Source organism: Candidatus Limnocylindrales bacterium, from assembly GCA_035626395.1.
Classification (GTDB): Bacteria; Desulfobacterota; Binatia; order UBA1149; family CAITLU01; genus DASPNH01.
In genome coordinates, this window is sequence record DASPNR010000044.1 from 229,095 (window position 1) to 250,645 (window position 21,551).

General features: G+C 67.4%; 18 protein-coding genes. 8 read left to right on the forward strand and 10 right to left on the reverse strand.

Going from position 1 to position 21,551, the window contains the following annotated elements; translation table 11 throughout:
- The first annotated feature begins 65 nt into the window (after positions 1-65).
- The 3 genes from VEC57_20415 to VEC57_20425 are packed head-to-tail and all read left to right on the forward strand — an operon-like array spanning position 66 to position 1,898.
- The gene (locus VEC57_20415; protein HYC01507.1) at positions 66-1,085 is read left to right on the forward strand and encodes a Rieske (2Fe-2S) protein; all 1,020 of its coding nucleotides are present in this window, start codon (positions 66-68) and stop codon (positions 1,083-1,085) included.
- 1 nt (position 1,086) lies between these two features.
- The gene (locus VEC57_20420; protein ID HYC01508.1) at positions 1,087-1,599 is read left to right on the forward strand and encodes an SRPBCC family protein; all 513 of its coding nucleotides are present in this window, start codon (positions 1,087-1,089) and stop codon (positions 1,597-1,599) included.
- Complete coding sequence (locus tag VEC57_20425; GenBank protein HYC01509.1) at positions 1,596-1,898, forward strand: putative quinol monooxygenase; 303 nt, start codon at positions 1,596-1,598, stop codon at positions 1,896-1,898. Before VEC57_20420 ends, VEC57_20425 begins: the two co-directional genes overlap by 4 nt.
- Before the next feature lie 63 nt (positions 1,899-1,961).
- Here VEC57_20425 and VEC57_20430 read toward each other — a convergent pair whose 3' ends face one another.
- The 7 genes from VEC57_20430 to VEC57_20460 all read right to left on the reverse strand — a co-directional run bounded on the left by VEC57_20430 (position 1,962) and on the right by VEC57_20460 (position 12,170).
- Positions 1,962-4,481 carry a hypothetical protein gene (locus VEC57_20430; protein ID HYC01510.1) on the reverse strand — a complete coding sequence of 840 codons (2,520 nt, stop codon included), beginning with the start codon at positions 4,479-4,481 and terminating at the stop codon, positions 1,962-1,964.
- A gap of 728 nt (positions 4,482-5,209) precedes the next feature.
- Positions 5,210-5,854: a signal peptidase I gene (gene lepB / locus VEC57_20435; GenBank protein ID HYC01511.1), complete on the reverse strand. Its 645-nt coding sequence runs from the start codon at positions 5,852-5,854 to the stop codon at positions 5,210-5,212.
- Positions 5,855-5,997: 143 nt separating this feature from the next.
- A complete protein-coding gene (lepA, locus tag VEC57_20440) occupies positions 5,998-7,797 on the reverse strand; it encodes a translation elongation factor 4 (GenBank protein HYC01512.1) in 1,800 nt (599 codons plus the stop codon).
- Positions 7,798-7,830: 33 nt separating this feature from the next.
- Positions 7,831-8,775, reverse strand: coding sequence for an NAD-dependent epimerase/dehydratase family protein (locus tag VEC57_20445; protein ID HYC01513.1), 945 nt, complete (start codon positions 8,773-8,775; stop codon positions 7,831-7,833).
- Positions 8,772-9,728, reverse strand: coding sequence for a UDP-glucuronic acid decarboxylase family protein (locus VEC57_20450; protein ID HYC01514.1), 957 nt, complete (start codon positions 9,726-9,728; stop codon positions 8,772-8,774). Before VEC57_20450 ends, VEC57_20445 begins: the two co-directional genes overlap by 4 nt.
- A gap of 26 nt (positions 9,729-9,754) precedes the next feature.
- The gene (locus VEC57_20455; GenBank protein ID HYC01515.1) at positions 9,755-11,074 is read right to left on the reverse strand and encodes a UDP-glucose/GDP-mannose dehydrogenase family protein; all 1,320 of its coding nucleotides are present in this window, start codon (positions 11,072-11,074) and stop codon (positions 9,755-9,757) included.
- Positions 11,075-11,144: 70 nt separating this feature from the next.
- On the reverse strand, positions 11,145-12,170 hold the full coding sequence (locus tag VEC57_20460) for a glycosyltransferase family 2 protein (protein HYC01516.1): 1,026 nt from the start codon (positions 12,168-12,170) through the stop codon (positions 11,145-11,147).
- A gap of 378 nt (positions 12,171-12,548) precedes the next feature.
- On the opposite strand from VEC57_20460, the gene VEC57_20465 reads away from it, so the two are divergent.
- The 4 genes from VEC57_20465 to VEC57_20480 all read left to right on the forward strand — a co-directional run bounded on the left by VEC57_20465 (position 12,549) and on the right by VEC57_20480 (position 16,784).
- Complete coding sequence (locus VEC57_20465) at positions 12,549-13,580, forward strand: TIGR03557 family F420-dependent LLM class oxidoreductase (protein HYC01517.1); 1,032 nt, start codon at positions 12,549-12,551, stop codon at positions 13,578-13,580.
- 274 nt (positions 13,581-13,854) lie between these two features.
- Entirely contained in the window at positions 13,855-14,283 is a 429-nt protein-coding gene (locus VEC57_20470; protein ID HYC01518.1) for a dockerin type I repeat-containing protein, read from the forward strand.
- Positions 14,284-14,461: 178 nt separating this feature from the next.
- Positions 14,462-15,643, forward strand: a complete 1,182-nt coding sequence (locus VEC57_20475) for a glycosyltransferase (GenBank protein HYC01519.1) — start codon at positions 14,462-14,464, stop codon at positions 15,641-15,643.
- Between the two features lie 10 nt (positions 15,644-15,653).
- On the forward strand, positions 15,654-16,784 hold the full coding sequence (locus VEC57_20480) for a glycosyltransferase (GenBank protein HYC01520.1): 1,131 nt from the start codon (positions 15,654-15,656) through the stop codon (positions 16,782-16,784).
- 73 nt (positions 16,785-16,857) lie between these two features.
- On the opposite strand, the gene VEC57_20485 is transcribed toward VEC57_20480, so the two are convergent.
- Genes VEC57_20485 through VEC57_20495 form a run of 3 tightly spaced genes read right to left on the reverse strand, consistent with a single transcriptional unit; the run spans position 16,858 to position 20,794 of the window.
- Positions 16,858-18,762 carry a hypothetical protein gene (locus VEC57_20485; GenBank protein ID HYC01521.1) on the reverse strand — a complete coding sequence of 635 codons (1,905 nt, stop codon included), beginning with the start codon at positions 18,760-18,762 and terminating at the stop codon, positions 16,858-16,860.
- A gap of 12 nt (positions 18,763-18,774) precedes the next feature.
- Positions 18,775-19,710, reverse strand: a complete 936-nt coding sequence (locus tag VEC57_20490) for a hypothetical protein (protein ID HYC01522.1) — start codon at positions 19,708-19,710, stop codon at positions 18,775-18,777.
- Positions 19,711-19,765: 55 nt separating this feature from the next.
- Complete coding sequence (locus VEC57_20495; protein HYC01523.1) at positions 19,766-20,794, reverse strand: hypothetical protein; 1,029 nt, start codon at positions 20,792-20,794, stop codon at positions 19,766-19,768.
- Positions 20,795-20,880: 86 nt separating this feature from the next.
- Here VEC57_20495 and VEC57_20500 point away from each other — a divergent pair, with 86 nt between their 5' ends.
- The gene (locus VEC57_20500; protein HYC01524.1) at positions 20,881-21,543 is read left to right on the forward strand and encodes a hypothetical protein; all 663 of its coding nucleotides are present in this window, start codon (positions 20,881-20,883) and stop codon (positions 21,541-21,543) included.
- Positions 21,544-21,551: the final 8 nt, after the last annotated feature.

Below are 21,551 nucleotides of genomic sequence, written 5' to 3' on the forward strand. Positions count from 1 at the left end.
TGCCTGCGGCGGCGGCAGCCCGGCGAATCCTCGCCTCACCTCAACGCCCGCGATAGCGTTCGCCCATGTCGACGACGGCATCGGTTCCGGCCCCCGCGTCTTCGCGGCTGCGCCGCGTGGCTGGCCAGCCCATTCCGGCGGAGGGCGACGGCGGCCTGTTCACGCAGTCCTGGTTCCCCATCGCCCTGTCCGCGGAGATCGGCACGAGCTGCTTGCGCGGCTACGACTTCCTCGACGGCCGCGTCATCGTGTTTCGCGACGCCGAGGGCACCGCGCACGTGATGACGGCGTACTGTCCGCACCTCGGCGCCGACCTGTCCGTCGGCGACGTCTACGAGGACACCGTGCGCTGCGCCTTCCATCACTGGCGCTACGACTGCACGGGCCGTTGCGTCAGCACCAAGGTCGGCGATCCTCCGCCCGCCGCCGCCCGGCTCTACAGGTTCCGCAGCGTCGAGAAGTACGGCATCGTCTGGGCGTTCAACGGCGACGATCCCTGGTGGCAGCTGCCATCGTTTCCCTATCCCGACGACGAGCTGACGATCCGTGCCATCGAGCTGCCGCAGACGCTGCCGGTCGATCCCTGGGTTCTATGCTGCAACACGCCCGACATGCAGCACATCAAGGCGCTGCACGGCATCACGTTCGAGACCGGCGACCCGCACGACCAGATCGAATGGACGGATCACTCGCTCATGTACGACTTCGCCGGCCTTCACCGCCGCGGCGAGCAGGTCAGCAATCGCATCGGCGTGTTCGGCACCAGCCTCTACTATCAGGCGACCGAGCTCGACGGCCGCTGGTTCGGCTTTCTGGCGCCGTTCGGCCTGCCGCGTCCGGGCACTTCGCGCGTCTTCCTGGTGGTGGCCGCTCGGCGTGACTCCGGAACGGCCCCGGAGGTCGAGGCGTTCCTGGACCGCGTCATCGCGCTCGAGCAGAGCGTGGTCGGCGAGGACGTCGCCATCATGCAGACGATCCATTTCCGCCCGGGCACACTGACCGCAGCCGACCGCACGCTCGGGCGTTACTTCCAGTTCCTGCGCTCCTACCCGCGCGCTCATCCCGCCGCCGAGTTCATCAAGTAGCGTGGGCGGCGCACGCCTCAGCCAACGCATCGGCGCGCCCGCCGCGCAGGTCTGGAACCTGGTGCGCTGGGAGAACGAGGCGGCGCTGGTCGAGAGCGGCGCGTTCGTGCGGGTCGAGTACGACGAGCGACGGGCTGTCGCGGGCGCGACGCGCGCGCTGGTTTGTGCAGACGGAGCGGCCGTGCGGGAGCGGCTCGAGAGCGTGTTCGCCGACGAGATGCGATACGTCTACCGCGTCGTCGAGCCGGGGCCGATGCCGCTCGACGAGTACGTCGGCGAAGCGTGCGTGGAAGCGGTCGACGACGACAGCTGCCGCCTGACCGTCTCGTGTACGTTCGAGACCAGCGGCGTGACCGATGAGGAGTGGGCGGCGCTGTACGCCTCGATCCAGGCACGCCTGTTCGCGTTCCTGCGGCAGAAGCTGGAGGCGCGTGCGCCGGCAGAGCTCGCGACCGATACCGGCAGGCTGCCTGCGGGAGCCGGTCCCATCGAAACCAAGGAGGGAGCATCATGATCATCGTCATCGTCGAAGTGGACGTGGAAGCCGGGGCCGCCGACAAGGTGCGGGAGGCGATCTCGACCATGGAGAATGCCACACGCGCCGAGGAAGGCTGTCACCTCTACGCGTTCTCCGTCGACATCAGCGATCCCGGCAAGATCCGCGTCATCGAGCGCTGGCGCTCGCTCGACGACATCAAGGCGCACATGGCTTCGCCGCACATGGCCGAGTTCAACAAGGCGATGGGGGCGATCCGGCCCAAGGGGCTCAGCATTCAGGCGTATGAGGTCGAGCGGGAAGTGTCGCTCGCGTAAGGGCGCAGGATTCGCCGTCGGCGGCCGTCGAGACCGGCGTCTCGGCGCCGCCCCTCGCATCCGTCACAGCGTCTTCAGGTACTCGATGATCGCCACGCGCTCCTCGTCGGTCAGGACCGAGTTGAACTCGTGGCCTTCGTTGCCCTGCGCGAACATGCGCGTGTTGTAGTTCTTGCGGTCCTCCATCTGCACCTCGGTCAGCGGCGGCACCGACACCAGGTTCCAGCCGAGCAGCACGTTCGAGTAGAACTGCGCGAGCACCTGCTCGGCCAGCGGGTCCTGCTGCGACTCCTCATCGGGATTGCAGTTGACGTAGGGCGAAGCCGACGGGTTGGTGGCCGACTCGGGCTGACACGGAATCGGTTCGTATTTCCAGCCGAGCTTGCGGGCGTCGTACGCCCGCGTCAGGTCGGTGTCGTAACCCATGACGGTCGAGCACGTCAGACAGTCCTGCTGCTCGACAGGCCGCGGCTTGGAAACGCGGCGCCAGATCTGGTGACGGTCCGAGGGTTTGAGCACCTCCCAGACGTTGGGCACCGACCCGTTGTGAAAATAGGGCGCCGACGCCCAGATGCCGTACAGCGGCGGCGCCAGATATCCGGGCTCGCGGTCGCCGCGCAGCTCGGGGCGGTTCTGCGGCCCGCAGTCCTGGTCCGTGCCGACGGTCTCGGGGTACGAGAAGAAGCTGGTCTTGCCGGCTTCCTGCACCGAGTCGTTGTTGGCGTTGACGCGCTCCGGGTCGGTCCCGATGATGTCGAGTGGCACGACGTAGGCCGCGATCCCCTCGAGCTGCGGCGTTTCTAGGAAGGCCGGATCGTTCACGTAGCGCGGAGAATACGCGCCGTGGCACGAGGCGCAGGAGCCGTTGCCTTCGGGGCGGCGGACGGGGTTGTTGCGCTCGGGCGCCCACATGTCGAGCGTATGGAACAGCACGGCGCCCCTGGCCGCCAGCTCGATGTCGACCGGGAACGGATACGGCGGCGACTCCAGCGACTCCACCCACACGTTCATGTCGGGGCCGTTCTCACGCATCCATGCCCTGCCCTGCTCGGTGATGCCGATGCTCGGCGCATAGAAGATGGCATCGATGCGCGGAGCGTCCATCGGAAAGACGCCGTCGACGAACTTGACCGCGCGGTGCCCCATGTTCCACCACGCCGGTGTGTCCATGTCCGCCGTCGATCCCGACGTCAGCACGCCCGCCATGACTTCGGGCCCCTGAAAGCCGGCCATCGCGAACGCAAGATTGACCAGGCTGGCATTGTTGCGCCCGCGCGTGCGATTGAGATTGAGGATGACGGCCGAGGACGCCTCGTATCCGAGTGCGAGGAAATCGCGCAGGAACAGATTGAGATCGGCAAGACTGCTGCCGCCTCCCCACGTCAGACCCGGTCCCGGGCCGCCCTCGCCGCCGACGCTGCCGCTGTGGCACGCATGGCACGTCACCGTGATCTCCCCGCTCCAGGTGCCGGAGCGGTCGTCGCGGAGCTGCGTGAACATCTCGGGCAGCTGTCCCGAGCCGCCATCGGTCTGGTTGGGGTCTTCGCCAGGCAGCGGATACGGGTTGGGGCTGGCGCTGAAACCGGAACCGTAGCGCTCGGCGACGAGCTCGTCGAAGTTCTCGGGGCGCGACATATAGCCGCCCCAGACCTGCCAGATGCTGTTGTACTGCTGGGCCGTGATCGTCGAGGAGCCGTTGCCGGGAGTCGTGCCGGTGAACAGGCCGCCCGCGTTGGGACTGCCCGGGTCGAGCAGCAGGCCGCCGCGGTAGAAGCGTGCGCGCAGCTCCCCGCACGTCTCGGCAGGACCCACCTCCTGCACGGCTTCGGGATCGACGTGGCAGTTCTTCCACCACGTGTTGAAGTGCACGGCGCGGCCTTCGTTGACGCCCGGCTGCACGAGCGAGCGTGGGTCGACCGGCACCGGCGTCTCATCGCTCTTGCCCTGGCAGAACCGCCACATCGCGGTGCCGCCGCGGCTGCTGCCGAGCAGATCCTCGGCGGCAATGATCTGGCATGCGCTGGTGGGACCGGCGGCGACCACGGCGGTCGCGTCGTTGCGACGGAAGACGGAGAAGCGGCCGCAATAGTCGTCCTCGCCGATCTCGAATCCGACTTCCAGTGCCTGCAGCGGACCGGCTATGGCCTGGTATGCTCCGCCGCGAAGCTCGATCTGCAGGCGTGACCGCTCGTAGCGGACGGACGTGACGCCGCCGTGAGCCGCAGACGGATCGCGATAGGCGAAGCCCGCGCGTGTGGACGTCCAGCCCCCGCACGGCAGCACGATCTCTCGATAGCTCGTCGCAGACGTCGCCAGCGTGACCGTCGCTTCGCGGCCGGAATCGCACAGCGGGTTTGCGAGCTGTGGAAGCTCATCGCGGAACTCGATGCGCGCGCGATCGCGGCTGGTTCCCGCCGCGTCTCGAAGCGTGGCGACGCGCCCGTCCACCAGGGCCACCTCGGCAGCCGGCGCCGCGCCGGCGCCCGCCAGCATGACCAGCGCGAGCAGGCAGGCGCGATTGCAGATTGCCGCGAGACGGCCGCGGCACAGGCGACGAGGGAACGAGGATGCTGTGTCACGCACGAGACAGGCTCCGAAAGGAACGAGTCGGAAGTACGCGGCCGTACTCGCAGGCACGGTTCGTACTCTCGCGTATCGAGCGAGGACCTTCTTCCCCGTTGGTGACAAGACAGCGGGCGGAGTTTTGCGCTCGTGAGGACGTCACACGGCGAAAAGCCCTGATTTTTCACGAATCAGGAAGGAGCGTCGTAATGACATTTGGTCAGCAACAGCTGACGGAATGGCGGGGGCGCAGAGGACTCGAAAGGCGAAGCCGACGGTCGTGTGCGACGGGAGAGACCCGGCGCTGGCGTACGACCAGCGCGCGAGGGGAGGCGCGCCAGGACGAGCAGACGCGAGAGGCGCGCAGAGGCATCTACGAGCCGCTGCGCGCGTCTCGCTGCTCCTACATGTTGAAGCCGAACAGCCAGAGCAGAAAGATGATCGGCAGTGGGACGCCGATGAGCCAAAGAAGCGCGCCACGAGCGAGACCGCTTTCCGGGTTCTTCTTCATGTCAGACATAGCGGGAGTCCTCCTTCGAGCATTGTCGGTCGCAATCGCTGCCATGTAGGGAGTCAGACGTACAGACGGGTCGCACAATTCGGCGCGAGACCACCTTATGCCCGCCCGGGTGTTCGTCGAATGGGCAGCGCGGAGAACGCAGCCGCGCCCTCACGCATCTTCAGCGGATTTCCCCGTCGAAGCGTCTCGACGGCTCAGATCTCAAAATGGCGCGCCCGGCGGCCGCGGCTCAGGGGATTCGCATTCCGATGCGCGAGAAGCGCGGCCGGAAGCTCTGCGAGTCCCACGACCAGTACAGGATGAAGGCCTTGCCCAGGATGTCGGTCACCGGCACCGGGCCCCAGTAGCGGCTGTCGTGGCTGTGGTCGCGGTTGTCGCCCATGACGAAGACGTGGCCGTCGGGAACCTTGTAAGGCCCGAAGTTGTCCCGCGCGCCGTTGGGATAGATGCGCGAGCCCGGCGCGATGTAGCCATGAGCGTCGGGCGCCTTCTCGCCGTTGAGATAGATGACCTTGTTGCGAACCTCGATCTCATCGCCTTCAACGGCCACGATGCGCTTGATGAAGTCCTTGCTGCGGTCCTCGGGATAGACGAACACGATCACGTCGCCGCGCTCGGGCTTGATGAACGACAGCAGGCGAGTGCCGACCACCGGGACGCGGATGCCGTAGAGGAACTTGTTGACGAGCAGATGGTCGCCGATGGCAAGGGTAGGCTCCATCGAGCCGCTCGGAATCTTGAAGGCCTGGACGATGAAGGTGCGGATGAACAGGGCCAGCAGAATGGCCATGCCGAAGGCTTCGACGTACTCGCGAATCTGCGAGCGCGTCGACTGCTCCGGAGCCTGCTCCCTGACCGCTTCTTTCTTGGCCACTTTGCCGTGCACCTGTTGCGCGTCGCTGGCGCCAGTCCGCTTCCTCGCCGCGCCTGCGGCGCGAATCCATCTCACCGGCGCCTGTCCCTGTCACCGCCGCGCCTGCGGCCGCGGATCCATTCACCGCCGCGCCTGCGGCGCCGCTAATCGCCGACCTTGAGCACGGCCAGGAAGGCCTCTTGGGGAATCTCGACGCTGCCGACCTGCTTCATCCGCTTTTTCCCCTCTTTCTGCTTCTCGAGCAACTTGCGTTTGCGCGTGATGTCGCCGCCGTAGCACTTGGCCGTGACGTTCTTGCGCATCGCCTTGACGGTCTCGCGCGCGATGATCTTGCTGCCGATGGCGGCCTGGATCACCACCTCGAACATCTGCTGGGGGATCAGCTCCTTCATTTTCTTGGCCAGGTCGCGCCCGCGCGGGTAGGCACGGTCGCGGTGGCAGATCATGGAGAGGGCATCGAGCTTGTCGCCGTTGATCAGCAGGTCGACCTTGGCCAGCGGCGAGACCTTGAAGCCGATCGGCTCGTAGTCGAGCGATGCGTAGCCCCGCGAGACCGACTTCAGCCGGTCGTAGAACTCGTAGACGATCTCCGACAGCGGCATGTCGTAGTGGAGCACCGCCCTGCCCTGGCTCGGGAACTTCAGATCGGTCTGCACGCCACGCTTGTCCTCGCACAGCGCCAGCACGCCGCCCAGATACTCCGGCGGTACGTAGATCGTGGCGGCCACGTAGGGCTCGGCGACGGTGTCGATGCGCGCCGGATCGGGAAGCTTGGCGGGGCTGTCGATCTCGATGGTCGTACCGTCGGTGAGGTTCACCTGGTAGACCACCGTCGGCGCCGTCGTGATCAGGCTCAGCCCGAACTCGCGCTCCAGGCGCTCCTGCGTGATCTCGATGTGCAGCAGCCCCAGGAACCCGCAGCGAAAGCCGAAGCCGAGCGCGGTCGACGTCTCCGGCTCGTACGAGAACGAGGAGTCATTGAGCTTGAGCTTCTCGATGGCCTCGCGCAGCTGCTCGTAGTCGGCGCTGTCGACGGGATAGATGCCGGCGAACACCATCGGCTTGACGACCTTGAACCCGGGCAGCGCCTCGGTGCACGGCCGGTGCGCATGGGTGAGCGTGTCGCCGACACGCGCCTCGGCGATGTCCTTGATGCTGGCGGCCAGGAAGCCCACGGTCCCCGGGCCGAGCTCGCCGACCTCGAAGGGGCCAGGGCGGAAGACGCCGAGACGCGTCACCTCGTAGTCGCGCGTCGCCTGCAGCAGGCGGATCCGGTCCCCCTTCTTCACCGTGCCGTCGATCACGCGGATCATGACGACGACGCCGAGGTAGGGATCGAACCACGAATCGAACACCAGCGCCTTCAGCGGCGCTCCCTCGGTCGTCCGCGGCGGCGGGATCTTCTCGACGATGGCCTCGAGAACCTTGTCTACGCCGACGCCCGTCTTGGCGCTGACCTCGACCGCCTCGGACGCATCGATTCCGATGACCTCCTCGATCTGCGCCCGCGCACCGGCCGGATCGGCCGAGGGCAGGTCGATCTTGTTCAGCACCGGCACGATCGCGAGGTCGTTGTCGAGGGCCAGGTAGACGTTGGCCAGTGTCTGCGCCTCCACGCCCTGGGTCGAGTCGACCACCAGGAGCGCGCCTTCGCAGGCAGCGAGCGACCGCGAGACTTCGTAGGCGAAGTCGACGTGGCCCGGGGTGTCGATCAGCTGGAGGATGTATTCTTCGCCATTGGCACGCGTGTAGAGCAGCCGGACCGCGCGCGCCTTGATGGTGATGCCGCGCTCGCGCTCCAGGTCCATGTCGTCGAGCATCTGCGCGGTGCTCTCGCGGGCCGTGACGGTTCCGGTCAACTCGAGCAGCCGATCGGCAAGCGTGGACTTGCCGTGATCGATGTGCGCGATGATCGAAAAGTTGCGGATTTTGGAGACGGACATGAGCGAGCCGCACCGGCGGCGGAACCAGGCTCGCTACGACCGCGTACGGAAGAAGTCAACTGTCTGGGCAAGGCCGTCATCCAGGCTGACCGACGGTTTCCAGCCCAGCACGCGCTCGGCGCGCGCATAGGACAGGCAGTTGCGGCGCACCTCGCCTTCCTTGGCTTCGACGTGATTGGGCCTGACGTCGGCGCCGGCCAGGCGCGCGATGCGCTCGTGCAGCTCGACGACGTTGGTCTCCCGGCCGGTGCCGATGTTGACGGGGCCGCACCAGCCATTGCCCGCCGCGTCGTCGGTCAAGCTGTCGACGCTGGCGAGATTGGCACGCACCACGTCACCGACGAAGACGTAGTCGCGCGTCTGCAGCCCGTCGCCGAAGATGTTGCCGGGCACACCCCGAAGCAGCGCCTTGGAGAAGATCGCCACCACCCCCGCCTCGCCGTGCGGATCCTGGCGCGGGCCATAGACGTTGGCGTAGCGCAGCGCCACGTAGCGCAGGCCGTGGATGCGCCAGTAGTACTCGAGGTAGTGCTCACCGGTCAGCTTCGTGATGCCGTAGGGACAGACGGGGACCGTCGGGTGCTCCTCGGGCGTCGGGTACTGATCGACCTCGCCGTAGACCGTTCCGCCGCTGGACGAGAACAGCGCCAGCCTCGTGCCGGCGCCGCGCGCAGCCTCGAGCAGGCGAACCATGCCGAGCACGTTGACCTCCGCGTCGTAGGCGGGGTTCTCGACCGAGTAGCGCACGTTCATCTGCGCCGCGTGATGGCACAGGACGTCGGGCCTCTCTTCCGACACGATCTGCGCCGCACGCTCGTCGCGAATGTCCACTTCGTGGAAACGCGCACCGGCGGGGACCTGCTCACGGTGGCCGCTGGAGAGGTTGTCCATGACCGAGACCTCGTCGCCTCGAGCCAGGAACGCATCCGCCAGATGCGAGCCGATGAAGCCCGCGCCGCCCGTGATCAGAATCTTCATGTCAGAGCGCTTCCCGATGCCAGTTTCTTCTGGAAGTAGTCGATGGTGCGGCGCAGGCCGTCGTCGAGGCTGACCTTGGGCGTCCAGCCGCCGAGCACGCGCTGCGCCTTGGAGATGTCCGGCTTGCGCACCTTCGGATCGTCGACGGGCAGGTCCTTGTAGACGATCTGCGATTTGGAGCCGGAGAGGTCGCGGATCCTCACGGCGAAGTCCTGGATCGTCATCTCGGTCGGGTTGCCCAGGTTGACCGGCAGCGGCTCGTCCGACCACAACAGACGAACCAGGCCTTCGACGAGATCCTCGACGAAGCAGAAGCTGCGCGTCTGCGCGCCGTCGCCGTAGACGGTGATCGGCTGGTCTTGCAGGGCCTGGCACATGAAGTTCGGCACCACGCGGCCATCGCGCATGCGCATGCGAGGACCGTACGTGTTGAAGATGCGTGCTATGCGCGTCTGCACGCCGTGCGTTCGGTAGTAGGCCATCGTCATCGCTTCCAGGAAGCGCTTGGCCTCATCGTAGACGCCGCGCGGCCCGATCGGGTTGACGTTGCCCCAGTAGTCTTCGCGCTGCGGATGCACCAGAGGATCACCGTAGACCTCGGAGGTCGAGGCTACGAGAATGCGGGCTCCCTTCTCGCGAGCAAGACCCAATGCCTTGTGAGTCCCGAGAGAGCCCACCTTCAAGGTCTGGATCGGCAGCTCCAAGTAATCGACGGGGCTGGCAGGCGAGGCGAAGTGCAGCACCGCGTCCAGCGGACCCGGAATGTACAGATAGTTGGTCACGTCCTGGGGGAGGAACGTGAACGCGGGGTTCGCGAACAGGTGGGCGATGTTGTCGCGATCCCCGGTCAGCAGGTTGTCGACGGCGACGACCTCGTGCCCGTCAGCCAGGAAGCGTTCGCACAGATGCGATCCGATGAAGCCGGCGCCGCCGGTGATGAGGACTCGTGCCACTGGCTGCCCCTATGTCGTTGCTGAAGCTATTCCGGCAGCGCCGCGGCGCGGCCGATCGGGAAATAGACGAATCCGCGCGACTTCATGTCGCGCGGCTCCCACAGGTTGCGGCCGTCGAAGACGACCGGCTCCTTGAGCAGCCGCTTGATGCGATCGAAGTCGGGATGACGGAACTCGTTCCATTCCGTGACGACGCACAGCGCATCGGCGCCGGAGAGCGCGTCGTAGTTCTTGGAGCAATAGGTGACGCGGTCGCCGAAGCAGCCGCGCGCGACCTCCATCGCTTCCGGATCGTGCACGTTCACCTTGCAGCCGGCGGCCAGAAGGTCGTTGACCAGGCCGATCGACGGCGCCTCGCGCATGTCGTCGGTACGAGGCTTGAACGCTAGCCCCCACACGCCGAAAGTGCGGCCGGAGAGATTGCCGCCGTAGTATTGGGTGATCTTCTCGAACAGGCGCTTCTTCTGCCGGTTGTTGACGTCGTCGACCGCGTTCATGAGCGGAAAGTCCAGCCCGACCGACTGCGCCGTGTGCATGATGGCGCGCACGTCCTTGGGGAAGCACGAGCCGCCGTAGCCGAGGCCGGGATAGAGGAAGTGCATTCCCAGGCGGCGATCGGTCCCGACGCCCTGGCGGACGTGGCTGACGTCGGCGCCGACCTTCTCGCAGAGGTTTGCGACCTCGTTGATGAACGAGATCTTGGTCGCGAGAAGGGCGTTGGCCGCGTACTTGGTCATCTCGGCGCTGGGATTGTCCATCACCAGGATCGGAGCACCGCCGCGCACGAAGGGAGCGTAGAGATCCTTCATGATGTCGGCGGCCGTGTCGCTGGCTACGCCGATGACGACACGGTCGGGCTTGAGAAAGTCCTCGACCGCCGCTCCTTCCTTCATGAACTCCGGATTGGAGACGACGTCGTAGGGATGCCGGGTCGTCTCGTCGAGAATCTTGCGAACCGCCTGCGCGGTGCCCACGGGCACTGTGCTCTTGAGCACGACGACGCGGTAGCCGTCCATGTGCGTGCCGATGTCGCGCGCGACCTGGTAGACGAAGCGCATGTCGGGCGCCAGTTCGTTGTCGCCCTGGGGAGTGCCGACGGCGATGAAGCAGACCTGCGACTGTCTGACCGCCGAAGCGACATCGGTGGTGAACGTCAACCGGCCCTCTTCGACGTTGCGCTGGATCAACTCCTCCAGGCCGGGTTCGTAGATCGGGACGTGGCCCTCACGCAGGCGTTGGATCTTCTTCTCGTCGATGTCGACGCACGCAACGTCGTTGCCGCTCTCGGCAAAACACGTCCCGGCGACCAGGCCGACGTACCCGGTCCCTATCACACAAATTTTCACCGCTACTCCTCGAAATTAAGCCAAAAAGGTCGCCGGTTCCGGCATTTACCCCAAACCGGAACGCGGGATACTAGCCGAGCATGGGTGGACCGGCAAGCTTGGAAATGGGCTCCCCCAGCTCCTCCGCGACCACGTAGATCGGCTTGCCTTGGCTCTCGTGGTAGGTGCGCGCGAGCATCTCCCCCAGCAAACCCATCGTCACCAGTTGGACGCCCGTCACGACCAGCAAAATCGCCAAGAGCAGGATGGGGCGGCCGGCCAGCGGCATGCCGAAGACGATCTTCTGAACGCCGAGCAGCGCCAGGACGGCGGCTCCGGCCCCCCCTAACAGCACACCCATCACACCGAAGACGTGGATGGGACGCGTCGAGTACACCGACAGGAACTTGACCGTCAGCAGATCGAGCACCACCCGCACCACTCGCGACAGCCCGTACTTGGAGGAGCCCGCCACCCGCGGCCGGTGATTGACGACGATCTCGGTGACCTTGGCGCCGAGATCACAGGCGATGGCCGGAATGAACCGGTGCATCTCGCCGTACAGTCGAAGGCTGCGCGCCACCTCGCCGCGGTAGGCCTTCAGCATGCAGCCGTAGTCGTGGATGTGGACGCCGGTGATGGCGCGGATCATGGCGTTGGCGGCCACCGACGGCATGCGCCGCCGCACCAGCTCGTCCTTGCGGTCCTGGCGCCAGCCGGAGACCAGGTCGTACCCTTCCTCGAGCTTGGCGATCAGGCGCGGGATGTCGCGCGGGTCGTTCTGCCGGTCCGAGTCGAGCGTGACGACGATTGCGCCGCGGGTGCGCTCGAGTCCGGCGGCCACCGCCGCGGTCTGCCCGAAGTTGCGGCGGAACAGGACGACGCGGACGTTGGAATCGCGTTCCTGAATGCGGCGCAGGATCTGCGGCGAGCGGTCTCGCGATCCATCGTCGGTGTAGATGATCTCGTAGCTGCGGCCCAGCGCGGACAGGACTTCGGTCAGCTCGGCGTGCAGCGGCTCGATGTTGTCCTGCTCGTTGTAGACCGGCAGCACCACCGATACCTCGACGGCGGCGGCCAGGGGAGCGCGCGAAAGAGATTCGGCGAGCTGCTTCATGCGCAGACTGCTCGTGGGTCGCAGACCGGCGACGAATGCTTCATGCGGAACGCGAACACAACGGCCCGCGGTCACTGCCGGCGCCGCTGCCTCGGCCTGCGGCGCCGCTCGCTCGCCGATTCCCGTGTGGCAAGCCGGGTGTGTTCGAAGAAACGGCCGCGGCGGCACCACCGTCCCCGGCGGGGCCGTCAATGCCCGCTGCGGCATGCCGCAGCGCCTTCGCGGCCGCGCGCTCGTGGCGGCGCGACCGCCCACGCCGGCGCGCAAAATCGTGCTGCAGTCGCCGCCACCGGGTGGCCGCAGCACTTGCACCGGCCGCCGAGCGGCTCACCGTGGATATGCCTGTGCCAGAAGCCCGGCGATCCCAAGGAGCCATCGATGACGCATTTCGGATACAAGCTGATGACGGAGACGCACGGCCCGCGCGACCTCGTCGAAAACGCAGTCGCTGCAGAGCGAGCCGGCTTCGACTTCGTGTCGATCTCCGACCATTTCCACCCGTGGCTGCAGTCGCACGGCCATTCCCCGTTCGCATGGAGCGTGCTCGGCGCCATCGCCCACGCCACGAAGACCGTCGGCATCTGTACCGGGCTGACGTGCCCGATCATTCGGTACCATCCCGCCATCGTGGCGCAGGCCGCCGCGACGATCGGCGTCATGAGCGAGGGACGCTTCACGCTCGCCCTCGGCACGGGCGAGCGGCTCAACGAGCACGTGGTGGGACAGGGCTGGCCCGGCCCCACCGACCGTCTCGACATGCTGCGCGAAGCGGTCGAGATCATGCGGCTTCTGTGGGAGGGCGACCTCGTTTCGCACTCCGGCACCTACTTCGACGTCGAAAGCGCCCGCATCTACGACCTGCCCCAGGAGCCGATTCCGATCGTCATCGGCGCGGGGGGCCCCAAAGCCGCGGCGCTGGCGGGCGAGATCGGCGACGGCATGATGACGGTGTCGGCCGACTCGCAGCTCGTCGAGGCGTTCCGCAACGCCGGCGGCGGCACGCAACGACTGTACGCCGAGCTCGCGTGCGCGTACGCCGAGTCCAAACAGGAAGCGCTCGAGCTTGCGCATCGCTACTCCCGCTTCGGCGCACTGGACTGGAGCGTCCTGACGGAAATTCCGGGCGTTGCCGGCTTCGAGGCTGCCACCAGGTTCGTGCGCCCCGAAGACCTCGCGCAGGAGATGCCACACGGGCCGGACGTGGACACCTACGTCGATGCCATCGAGAAGTTCGTCGATGCCGGTTTCGATCATATCGTGCTGGTGGGCGTCGGCGAGGATCAGCATCCATTCCTGCGTTTCTTCGAGGAGGAGTTGTCGCCGCGACTGCGGTCGGGGAAAGCCGCCCGCGCAGATGCGCATGCCGCCGGCAGTGAGCCTCGGCAGGAGCGACCGGGTCTGAGGAGCTGAAACGGCATGGTCGCGCCGGCGCGGCGGTCGAACACCGGCCCGGCGCGTTTCGAGTCCAGCCTTTCGAGCTCGCGTTGCGGCGGGAATCCTGCCGGCAGGGGCGAACCTGCGTCCCCTCGACCAAAACCGGCGCGTTCACCTCGATTTTGATCGATCCGCGCGTCGCAAAATCGCCCGCAGGCGACTGCCACGTGTTAGAAAGCGGATGCTCACTCGAACTGGAGGAACCCTGGACGCACGAACGTCGCGGGCTCCGCCATGGAAGGAGGCTGTCATGGTTTCTCGTCGCTGCGTCTACGTCATCGTGATCGGCGCCCTCATGCTCTGCTCCCACTTCGATGCGGCCGAGGCGCGACAGCCCGACGGCGTGTCCGAAACGACGGTCCTCTCGCCGAATTCGCCGCGCATCCCCGTCACGTCCTTCCCGCTGCCCAGCACATCGTTTCCCAACACGACGGTCCCCCCCACGCTTCCACCGACGACCACGACGATGCCTGCGAGCGAGTGCGGGGATGCCAACAACGATTCGTCGGTCACGGCCTCCGACGCGTTGGCCGTTCTGCGCGCGGCGGTCGGGACGTTCAACGACTGTCCGATGTCTCGCTGCGACGCCGATGGCAACGGATCGCTGACCGCCAGCGATGCGCTGCGGGTGCTGCGGAGGGCCGTGGGAACGTCGGTGACGATGAGCTGCCCCGCCTGATCGCTGCGTCCGGCCTGGAGGGTGCGAGCTCGGTCGCGATGTCGCGACGCGCCCGACGAGCGATCCCGGCGCTCGAATCCACTGCGGCACCGCGGCATTGTCGTGCCCAGCAAGCGGCTCGGCGGCCGCGCGCGGCGCCGGAATGTCTCTGGCGCCTCGGGTATAGCGCGTGCGCTCCTTGAACATCGGATTCGTCCATCCCGACCTCGGCATCGGCGGTGCCGAGCGTCTGGTGGTCGATGCCGCCACGGCCCTGCGCGCGGCCGGCCATCACGTCACCATCCACACCTCTCACCACGACCGTGAGCGCAGTTTCGAGGAGACGCGCGACGGCACGCTGGCGGTGCGCGCGCACGACAGCCTGTTTCCCCGCCACATTGCCGGACGGCTGCTCGCTCCATGCGCCATCGCCCGCACGCTGGTAGCGGCCAGGCAGGCGCGGCGTGCGCATTACGATGTGGTGTTCTGCGACCTCGTGGCGCACAGCGTGCCCGCGGTTCGGCGACCCGGAACGCGGGTCGCGTTCTACTGCCACTATCCCGACAAGCTTCTGGCGCCGCCAGGTGGTGTGCTGCACCGGTGGTACCGGCGCCCCATCGACGCTCTCGAAGAGCGTGCGACAGCGATGGCCGACCTGATCCTCGTCAACAGCCGCTTTACCGCCGCAGCCTTCGAGCAAGCCTACCCGGGCTGCGCCCACGTCCGGCCTACGCTGCTGTACCCGGGCGTGCGCACCGAACGCTTCGGCGGCAGCCAGGCGTTGGCCGGCAGCGACGAGCCGATCCTGCTGCTCGCCATCAGCCGCCTGGAACGAAAGAAGAACCTGGAGCTTGCGGTCGGCGCCCTCGCACGCCTGCGCAGTCTGGTTCCAGCCGACGTCGCCGCGCGCCTGCGCCTTTGCGTGGCCGGAGGATACGACGAGCGCCTCGAGGACAACCGGCAGGCGCTGCAGCGGCTTCGCGCGGAGATCGCGCGTCACGGCCTTGGCGGCGTCGTCGCGATCGAGGCCAACGTCAGCGATGAGCGAAAGCTCGAGCTGCTGCACGCGTGCCGCGCCGTGATCTACACGCCCGGCCACGAGCACTTCGGCTACGTCCCGCTGGAAGCGATGGCCAGCGGCCGTCCCGTCGCCGTGTGCGACACTGGCGGACCCACGGAAACCGTCGTGCATGGCATGACCGGCCTCGTCTGCGCGCCGACAGCCGAGGCGTTCGCCAGCCAGCTTGCGCCGCTGGTGACGGACGTCGCACTGGCGCGTCGCATGGGCGTGGCCGGCGTCTCTCACGTCGCCGCGGCGTTCTCCATGGACGCGTTCGGCGGTCGTCTGCGCGCGATCGTCGACGCGCTCGCGGCTTCGTAGGGTCGGCAGGATGCGCGTCCTGTTCGTGCAGCCGAGCCTGAATCCTCCCGGTGGCGGCAATGCGGTGGCCGCTTGGATGGTGCAGGCGCTCGCCGCCGAGCACGACGTCACGGTGCTGACGCACACGCCAGCCGATCTCGACGCCGTCAACTACCACTTCGGTACGTCCCTGCAGCACGACGACGCGCGATGGATATGCACGCCCATTCGCGTGCCGCGCATGCTGGTGCTGGCCGGGCTCAACGGCGCATTGCTCGTCAATCACCGGCTCTCGCAGCACGCCCGCGCGATCCGCAGCGGCTTCGACGTCGCCGTGACCGCCAACAACGAGTCCGATATCGGCGCGCCGACTCTCCAGTACGTGCACTATCCCAAGCTGGATCCCACTCGGCCCGGCGGGAACGGTCCGCGGCCGCTGCTGGTCGCCGCGTATCAGCGGGCTGTCGCCGCCCTCACCGGCTTCTCGCACGCGCGCGCACGCGGCAATCGCACGCTGGCCAACTCGAAATGGACGGCCGGCAGGCTCCACAGCCTCGGTATGGCGGCCACCGTGCTCGAGCCGCCCGTGGCCATGCTTGCGGGAACGCTGCCCTTCGACGAGCGCGAGGACCGTTTCGTGGCGATCGGCCGGATCGCGCCGGAGAAGCGTCTGGAGACGATCATCGAGATCGTCGAGCGGCTGCGGGCGCGCGGTTGGCGAAGCGGTCTTTGCCTGGCTGGAGCGCGCGACGATGCGGCCTATGCCGACCGCATCGCCGCGCTCGCGGCGCAGCGTCCTTGGGTCGAGATGCGCACGGACGTTTCGCGGCCGGAGTTGACGCGCATCCTGCATCACTCGCGCTGGAGCATTCACGCAATGATCGACGAGCACTTCGGCATCGCGGTGGCCGAGATGGTGCGCGCCGGGTGCATGGTTTTCGCGCACGACAGCGGCGGACAGGTCGAGATCGTCGGCGATGCCCGTCTTCGCTGGCGCGACGCCGACGACGCCGTGGCCAAGATCGAGGCGGTCGCCGCCGACGGCCGTCTTCGGGCGCGCCTGGCACGGTCGCTTGCCGCGCGCGCGGCCGAGCGCGACGCGACCGTTTTCGCGCAGAAGGTGCAGCGCCTGGTGCGCGAAGTCGCGAGCGGCAGAACGTGAGGATGCGCTTTGTGACGCCGCGGTCAGCCTGACGACGCGCCGGCCGCGCCCGGACGGTCGCCCGCCACCGGCCTCATGCTCCCAGCACGTTGCCGGCGATGCCGTGCACGTGCGGGTAGTCCTCCACGAGCGCATCCTGCAGCAGAGGCTTGGCATCCCACGGATCGAACGGCACCAGTCGCTGCAGCGGGAGCACCGGACGCAGGAAGGCGGTGGCCGTGCGGTTGAGCATCGCGGCGGCGAAGGAGAAGGAGCTGTTGGATATGGCCAGGCGGTGGCAGCGCGTCAGAGCGTCGAAATCCAGGAAGAACGGGAAGTCCTCGAGCGGCGGCGACAGGTCTGCTCCGACCACCGGATCGTAATCGGCGAAGTCGCTGCGCACGCGCTCGGCCGCATCCGTGGCCAGGAAGAGCACCGGGTCTTCGAGCGTTGGCCAGATCTCCTCGAGCCATGGCCGGTACCACGATGAGGGCGTGACGAAGAAGTACCCGGCGCCGTCGTAGCGCCGTCGCAGGTGCAGCGCCACGACCGTGCGCCCGCGCTGGAGCAGGCGCCGCCATTGTTCGTCGGCCGCCTCCTTGTACCGACCGACGGGAGTGGCCAGGTCGCGGATGAAGTCCCGGTCGGGCCGGTAGTAGGACGTGTGGTACTGGAAGTACCCGCGCAGGTCGACGTTGCGCACGGGCTCGCCAAGATGCGGGATGATGGTGTCGTCGATGTCGTGCTCGAATTTCTCGCGCAGCTCCGGAAGGAGGCGCGTGATCCGTGAGGGCGGGTGGCCGTAGAGCTTCTCGCCCATCCAGGGAGTGCACTCCCATCGCAGGCCGTGCCGCGCCGCATACGTGCGTAGGAAGACGTACTGAAAGAACTGGTTGCCGAACTGGTGGTTGCCGAGCGTCGAATTCGTGATGACGTCGCGCTGCCGTTCGACCGGAGGCAGGCGCCGGCGGCGGACGCCGCGCCGAGCGGCGCGGCCAATTTCCCGCGCGCTGCGCAACGTGCGGTCCACGGCCGCATGCTCGCGCATGAAGCGGCGGCAGGCCGTCAGCGCGATGCGGATCTGCACACGAGGACCGCTTCCGGAGACGACCTCGAGCATGCGCCAGCACAGGTTCTTGACGGGCTCGGGCACCGAGTAGCGCACCAGACGCCGCACGTGCTCGCGATGCCGCGGAGGTCGCAGCGCGGCGCCTTGGCCAACGGCGGCAAGGGTCTGCTCGGACACCGTCCATCGCTCCGCCTCGACTCGCGGCCGCATGACCGCCGGATGCCTTTCGGTGAAGCGCTCGAGACGTCCCGGCCTTCCGTGCGTCGCCGGCGGCAGCGAGCGCGCTGCCACCTCCGCTCCACCCGCATACAGAGAGGACAGGTTGCGATGCTTGCGGCCCGCGATCTGCGGGTCCAGACACCAGCCGTAGTGGAACACGCGGGCACCGGATGGTGCGGTGATCAGGCCTCGGTCCAGGCGGCCGCGGCGAAGGCGGAACCCGGCCGCGTCGCCGGTGGAGACGATGCCGATGCCCGTGCGAATCGCGCGTACACCGATGGGGCTCCAGTAACGGTAGTCGGTCGCCAGCAACGAGTGCGACTCGTAGAAGTTGCGATAGGCGAAGGTCAGGCCTTCGGTGGACCGGAAATGATGACGCTCGATGGCCCTGCGAATGCTGGCGATGTCTTCTTCGTGAAGGACCTCGTCGGCCTGAAGGTAGACGGCCCAGTCGCCGCGACAGCGCTCCAGGGCCAGATTCGTCTGCACCGACAGCACGCGCGCATTGGCTGGTGAAAGATCCCAGGTCGTGCCGAACGGCTGCAACCGTCCGTCGCCGATTCGCTGCACGGCCTCCCATGTTCCGTCCTGGCAGTCTCCGATGCCCACGACCAGCTCGTCGACGAGGGGAAGCAGCGACCGGATCGACTCTTCGAACGGGTAGCCGAGCGCGACGGCGTTGCGCAGGATGGTGACGCCGGAGATCAGCACGGGTCGCCTCGCTCAGCCGCCGCCGGTGCCTGGCGCACGGGTACGAAAGAGCGCGGCCAGCTCCCCCGCGTGATCACGAACGTACGCGGGCAACGAGGCCAGGGCCTCTTCGAACTCTTCGGTGCCAGGCAGCGCATATCGTTGCGGCCGCGATTTCCACGTGCAGCCGCAGACGCAGTTGCCGTCGTACACCTGGCACCGCGGAGCGTCGTCGGGGACGCTGAACTGCCCGGCATGGCTCCAAGCGGCGTGGATGCGCTCGCCTTGCGGATCGTCGAGCTCGGGGTGCGCAAAGCTCTGCAGCTTGTAGCGCAGCAGAGTCGGGCCGCCCATGGACGTGAAATGCCAGCCGGCATCGGCGATGCAGCGTCGCCTGCGCGACCAGCCGGCGAAGCGATGAAACTGCCCGCCGTTGCACCACCGACCTCGGACGCGCTCGGCGTTGTACATGGATAGCTGCGAGTAGAGGCAGGCCACCGTTCCACACCACCCACAAAGGTGCTCGTCGTCGCGGGTGACATTGTTCAGGTAGAACCGATAGAGACGCTGAACGAAGACGGCAAACTTGCGCCTACGGACCATGTCGACGGCTGCGGGGATGCTGGCGGCGCGCGGAATCTCATCGACGTCCGAGATCAGGACGAGGTCGTCGGGACGGGCGCCGAGGGCCTCGAGAAAGCTGCCGGTGCGCGCGCGCTGATGGCGCTCCAGTGCCCACGGATCGCCGGCAAAGGGCGGCATGTCGTCGACCACGAACGCGGCGATTCGATCGCCATGGCTGTCGTACTCATGGCGGCGCTGCTGAAAGTAGAGAGGCTTGCGCTGCCCCTGATGGGTCCGGTCCGCTTCGATCAGCACGAAGCGATCGACCACGGGTCCGAGCTCGGCCAGCCGGATGTCGAGCAGGTCGAACTCGTTGAAGAACGTGAAGCAGTCGAAGATTCGCACAGAATGGCTTCAGCGCGGGCGGCAGCGAGCGCCGATGCTACGGATGTCGCCGACTTCAGGCAACGCTGCGCCGCCACGGGAAGTGCCGCGCCGTACGCAGCAGGCCATACCCGCGATGCCGAAGGCGTCGAAAGGCGGCCATCAGCGCCGACTCCAGGCGCGCCTCGGCGGGAACGAGAATGCCTTCGCGCCGCAGCAGCGCCTGCGCGCGGTACTTCAGCTCACCCTCGACCACCGCCGTGGGCCAGTACGGCAGCGGCGAGGTCAACATCGCCTCTGGATCGCCATCGCTCTTGGCGACCACGCCGAGCATGCGACGACCGGGGAACAGCTCGGCCAGCTCGTGCCCGTGCCACTCCGGATTGAACCACGCGTAGGCATCCGGCGCCGGCCGCGGCGCCCGGTGCGTGACGTCGCGCGGCGACAGCTCCGGATGCTCCACCAGATGTTGCGCCACGCGGCGGTTGCCGGCCGCGATGCGATGCTGCAGAAACGCCGCCAGCTCGCGGCGCCGCCACAACGCGGCCTGCCAGCTGAACGACCACCGGTCGTGCGGCCCGATCTCGCCGAGCTCGACGTCGGCGCCCTCCAGGACGCGGCTCGGCCCCAGCGGCCCGGGCCACGGCATGGTGCGGATGCACAGAATCGACGGATCGTCGGCCATCGCTTCGATCAGAGCCGTCATGGTCCGGTCCGCCACCGGCCGCTCCACGAGAAAGTCCTCCTGCACGACGAGCACGATCTCGTGAGGCACCTTGCCCAGCGCCTCCACCCACGATTCGAGAAATCCCTCGTCCTCCTGCCGCGGCACCGTGAAAATGCCGTGACGCGCGGCCAGCGCCTGCAGATCGGTGTCGCTGCTGACGAAGACGGGGAGCGGACATGCCGGCCAGTAGCGCCGCCACAGCGTCAGGAACGGATCGAGCATGTGAGCGTAGCTGCGGCACGTCGTCAGCAGCACCGCCGCACGACCGCGGTCGCTCCCGTTGTCCTGGTCGCCGTGCCCGCTGGCCTGGTCGCCGTCGCGCCCGCCGTTTGCGCCACCGCCATCATCGCCGACTCCATCATCATCGCGTGCAGGCACGGGCGGGACGCTAACGTCCGACCGGCACAGAGACAACGGCGCGTGCCTCACCGGTGCGCTGCCGTTATGCTCGCCCCGGCCCCGGGATGATCGATGCACTGCAACTGCTCGCTCGAGGGGTCACGGAGCTGCTCGATCCGCCCATCGTTCAGCTCGGTCCGCCGCGCACGGGCAGCACCCTGGTCTGGAACGCGCTACGCGCGATCTTCCCTTCGCGCATCATCCTCAAGCGTCATGCTCTGACGCCGGTGCGCGCCAGCATCCTGGCGCGTTCCAGGCTGGTCTGCACCGTACGCCATCCGCTGGACGCCCTCGCCTCCAGCATCTTGCGCTCCGACGCGCCCGTGACGGCGGAGCAGTTCGAGCGACACGTGGCCGACCTGGAGCTTCCGCTGCGCCAGATTCTTGCGCTGCAAGGCCGTCCGCGGGCGCGCGTCTTGCGATACGAGAGGTTCGTCGGCGACCTCGACGGACTGCTGGACGAGCTTGCAGCATTCTTCGCCGTCCCTCTCGACGACGCCGGTCGATGCCGTGCCCGGCAGCGGTGCGACATCGAAGCCGCCGAGCGCCTTGCGCAAGACCTCGGCAGCTTTTCCCGCGTCGATCCGGACACGCAGATTCACGGCCGACACATCTCCGCCTACCGAGGGGCCAGCGGCTATTACGGCGAGGTTCTCAGCACCGCCCAGCTCGCCATCGCCACGCGCCGTTTGGGTCGAATCGCGGAAGCGTTCGGTTATCGGCAATGAGCGCGGCC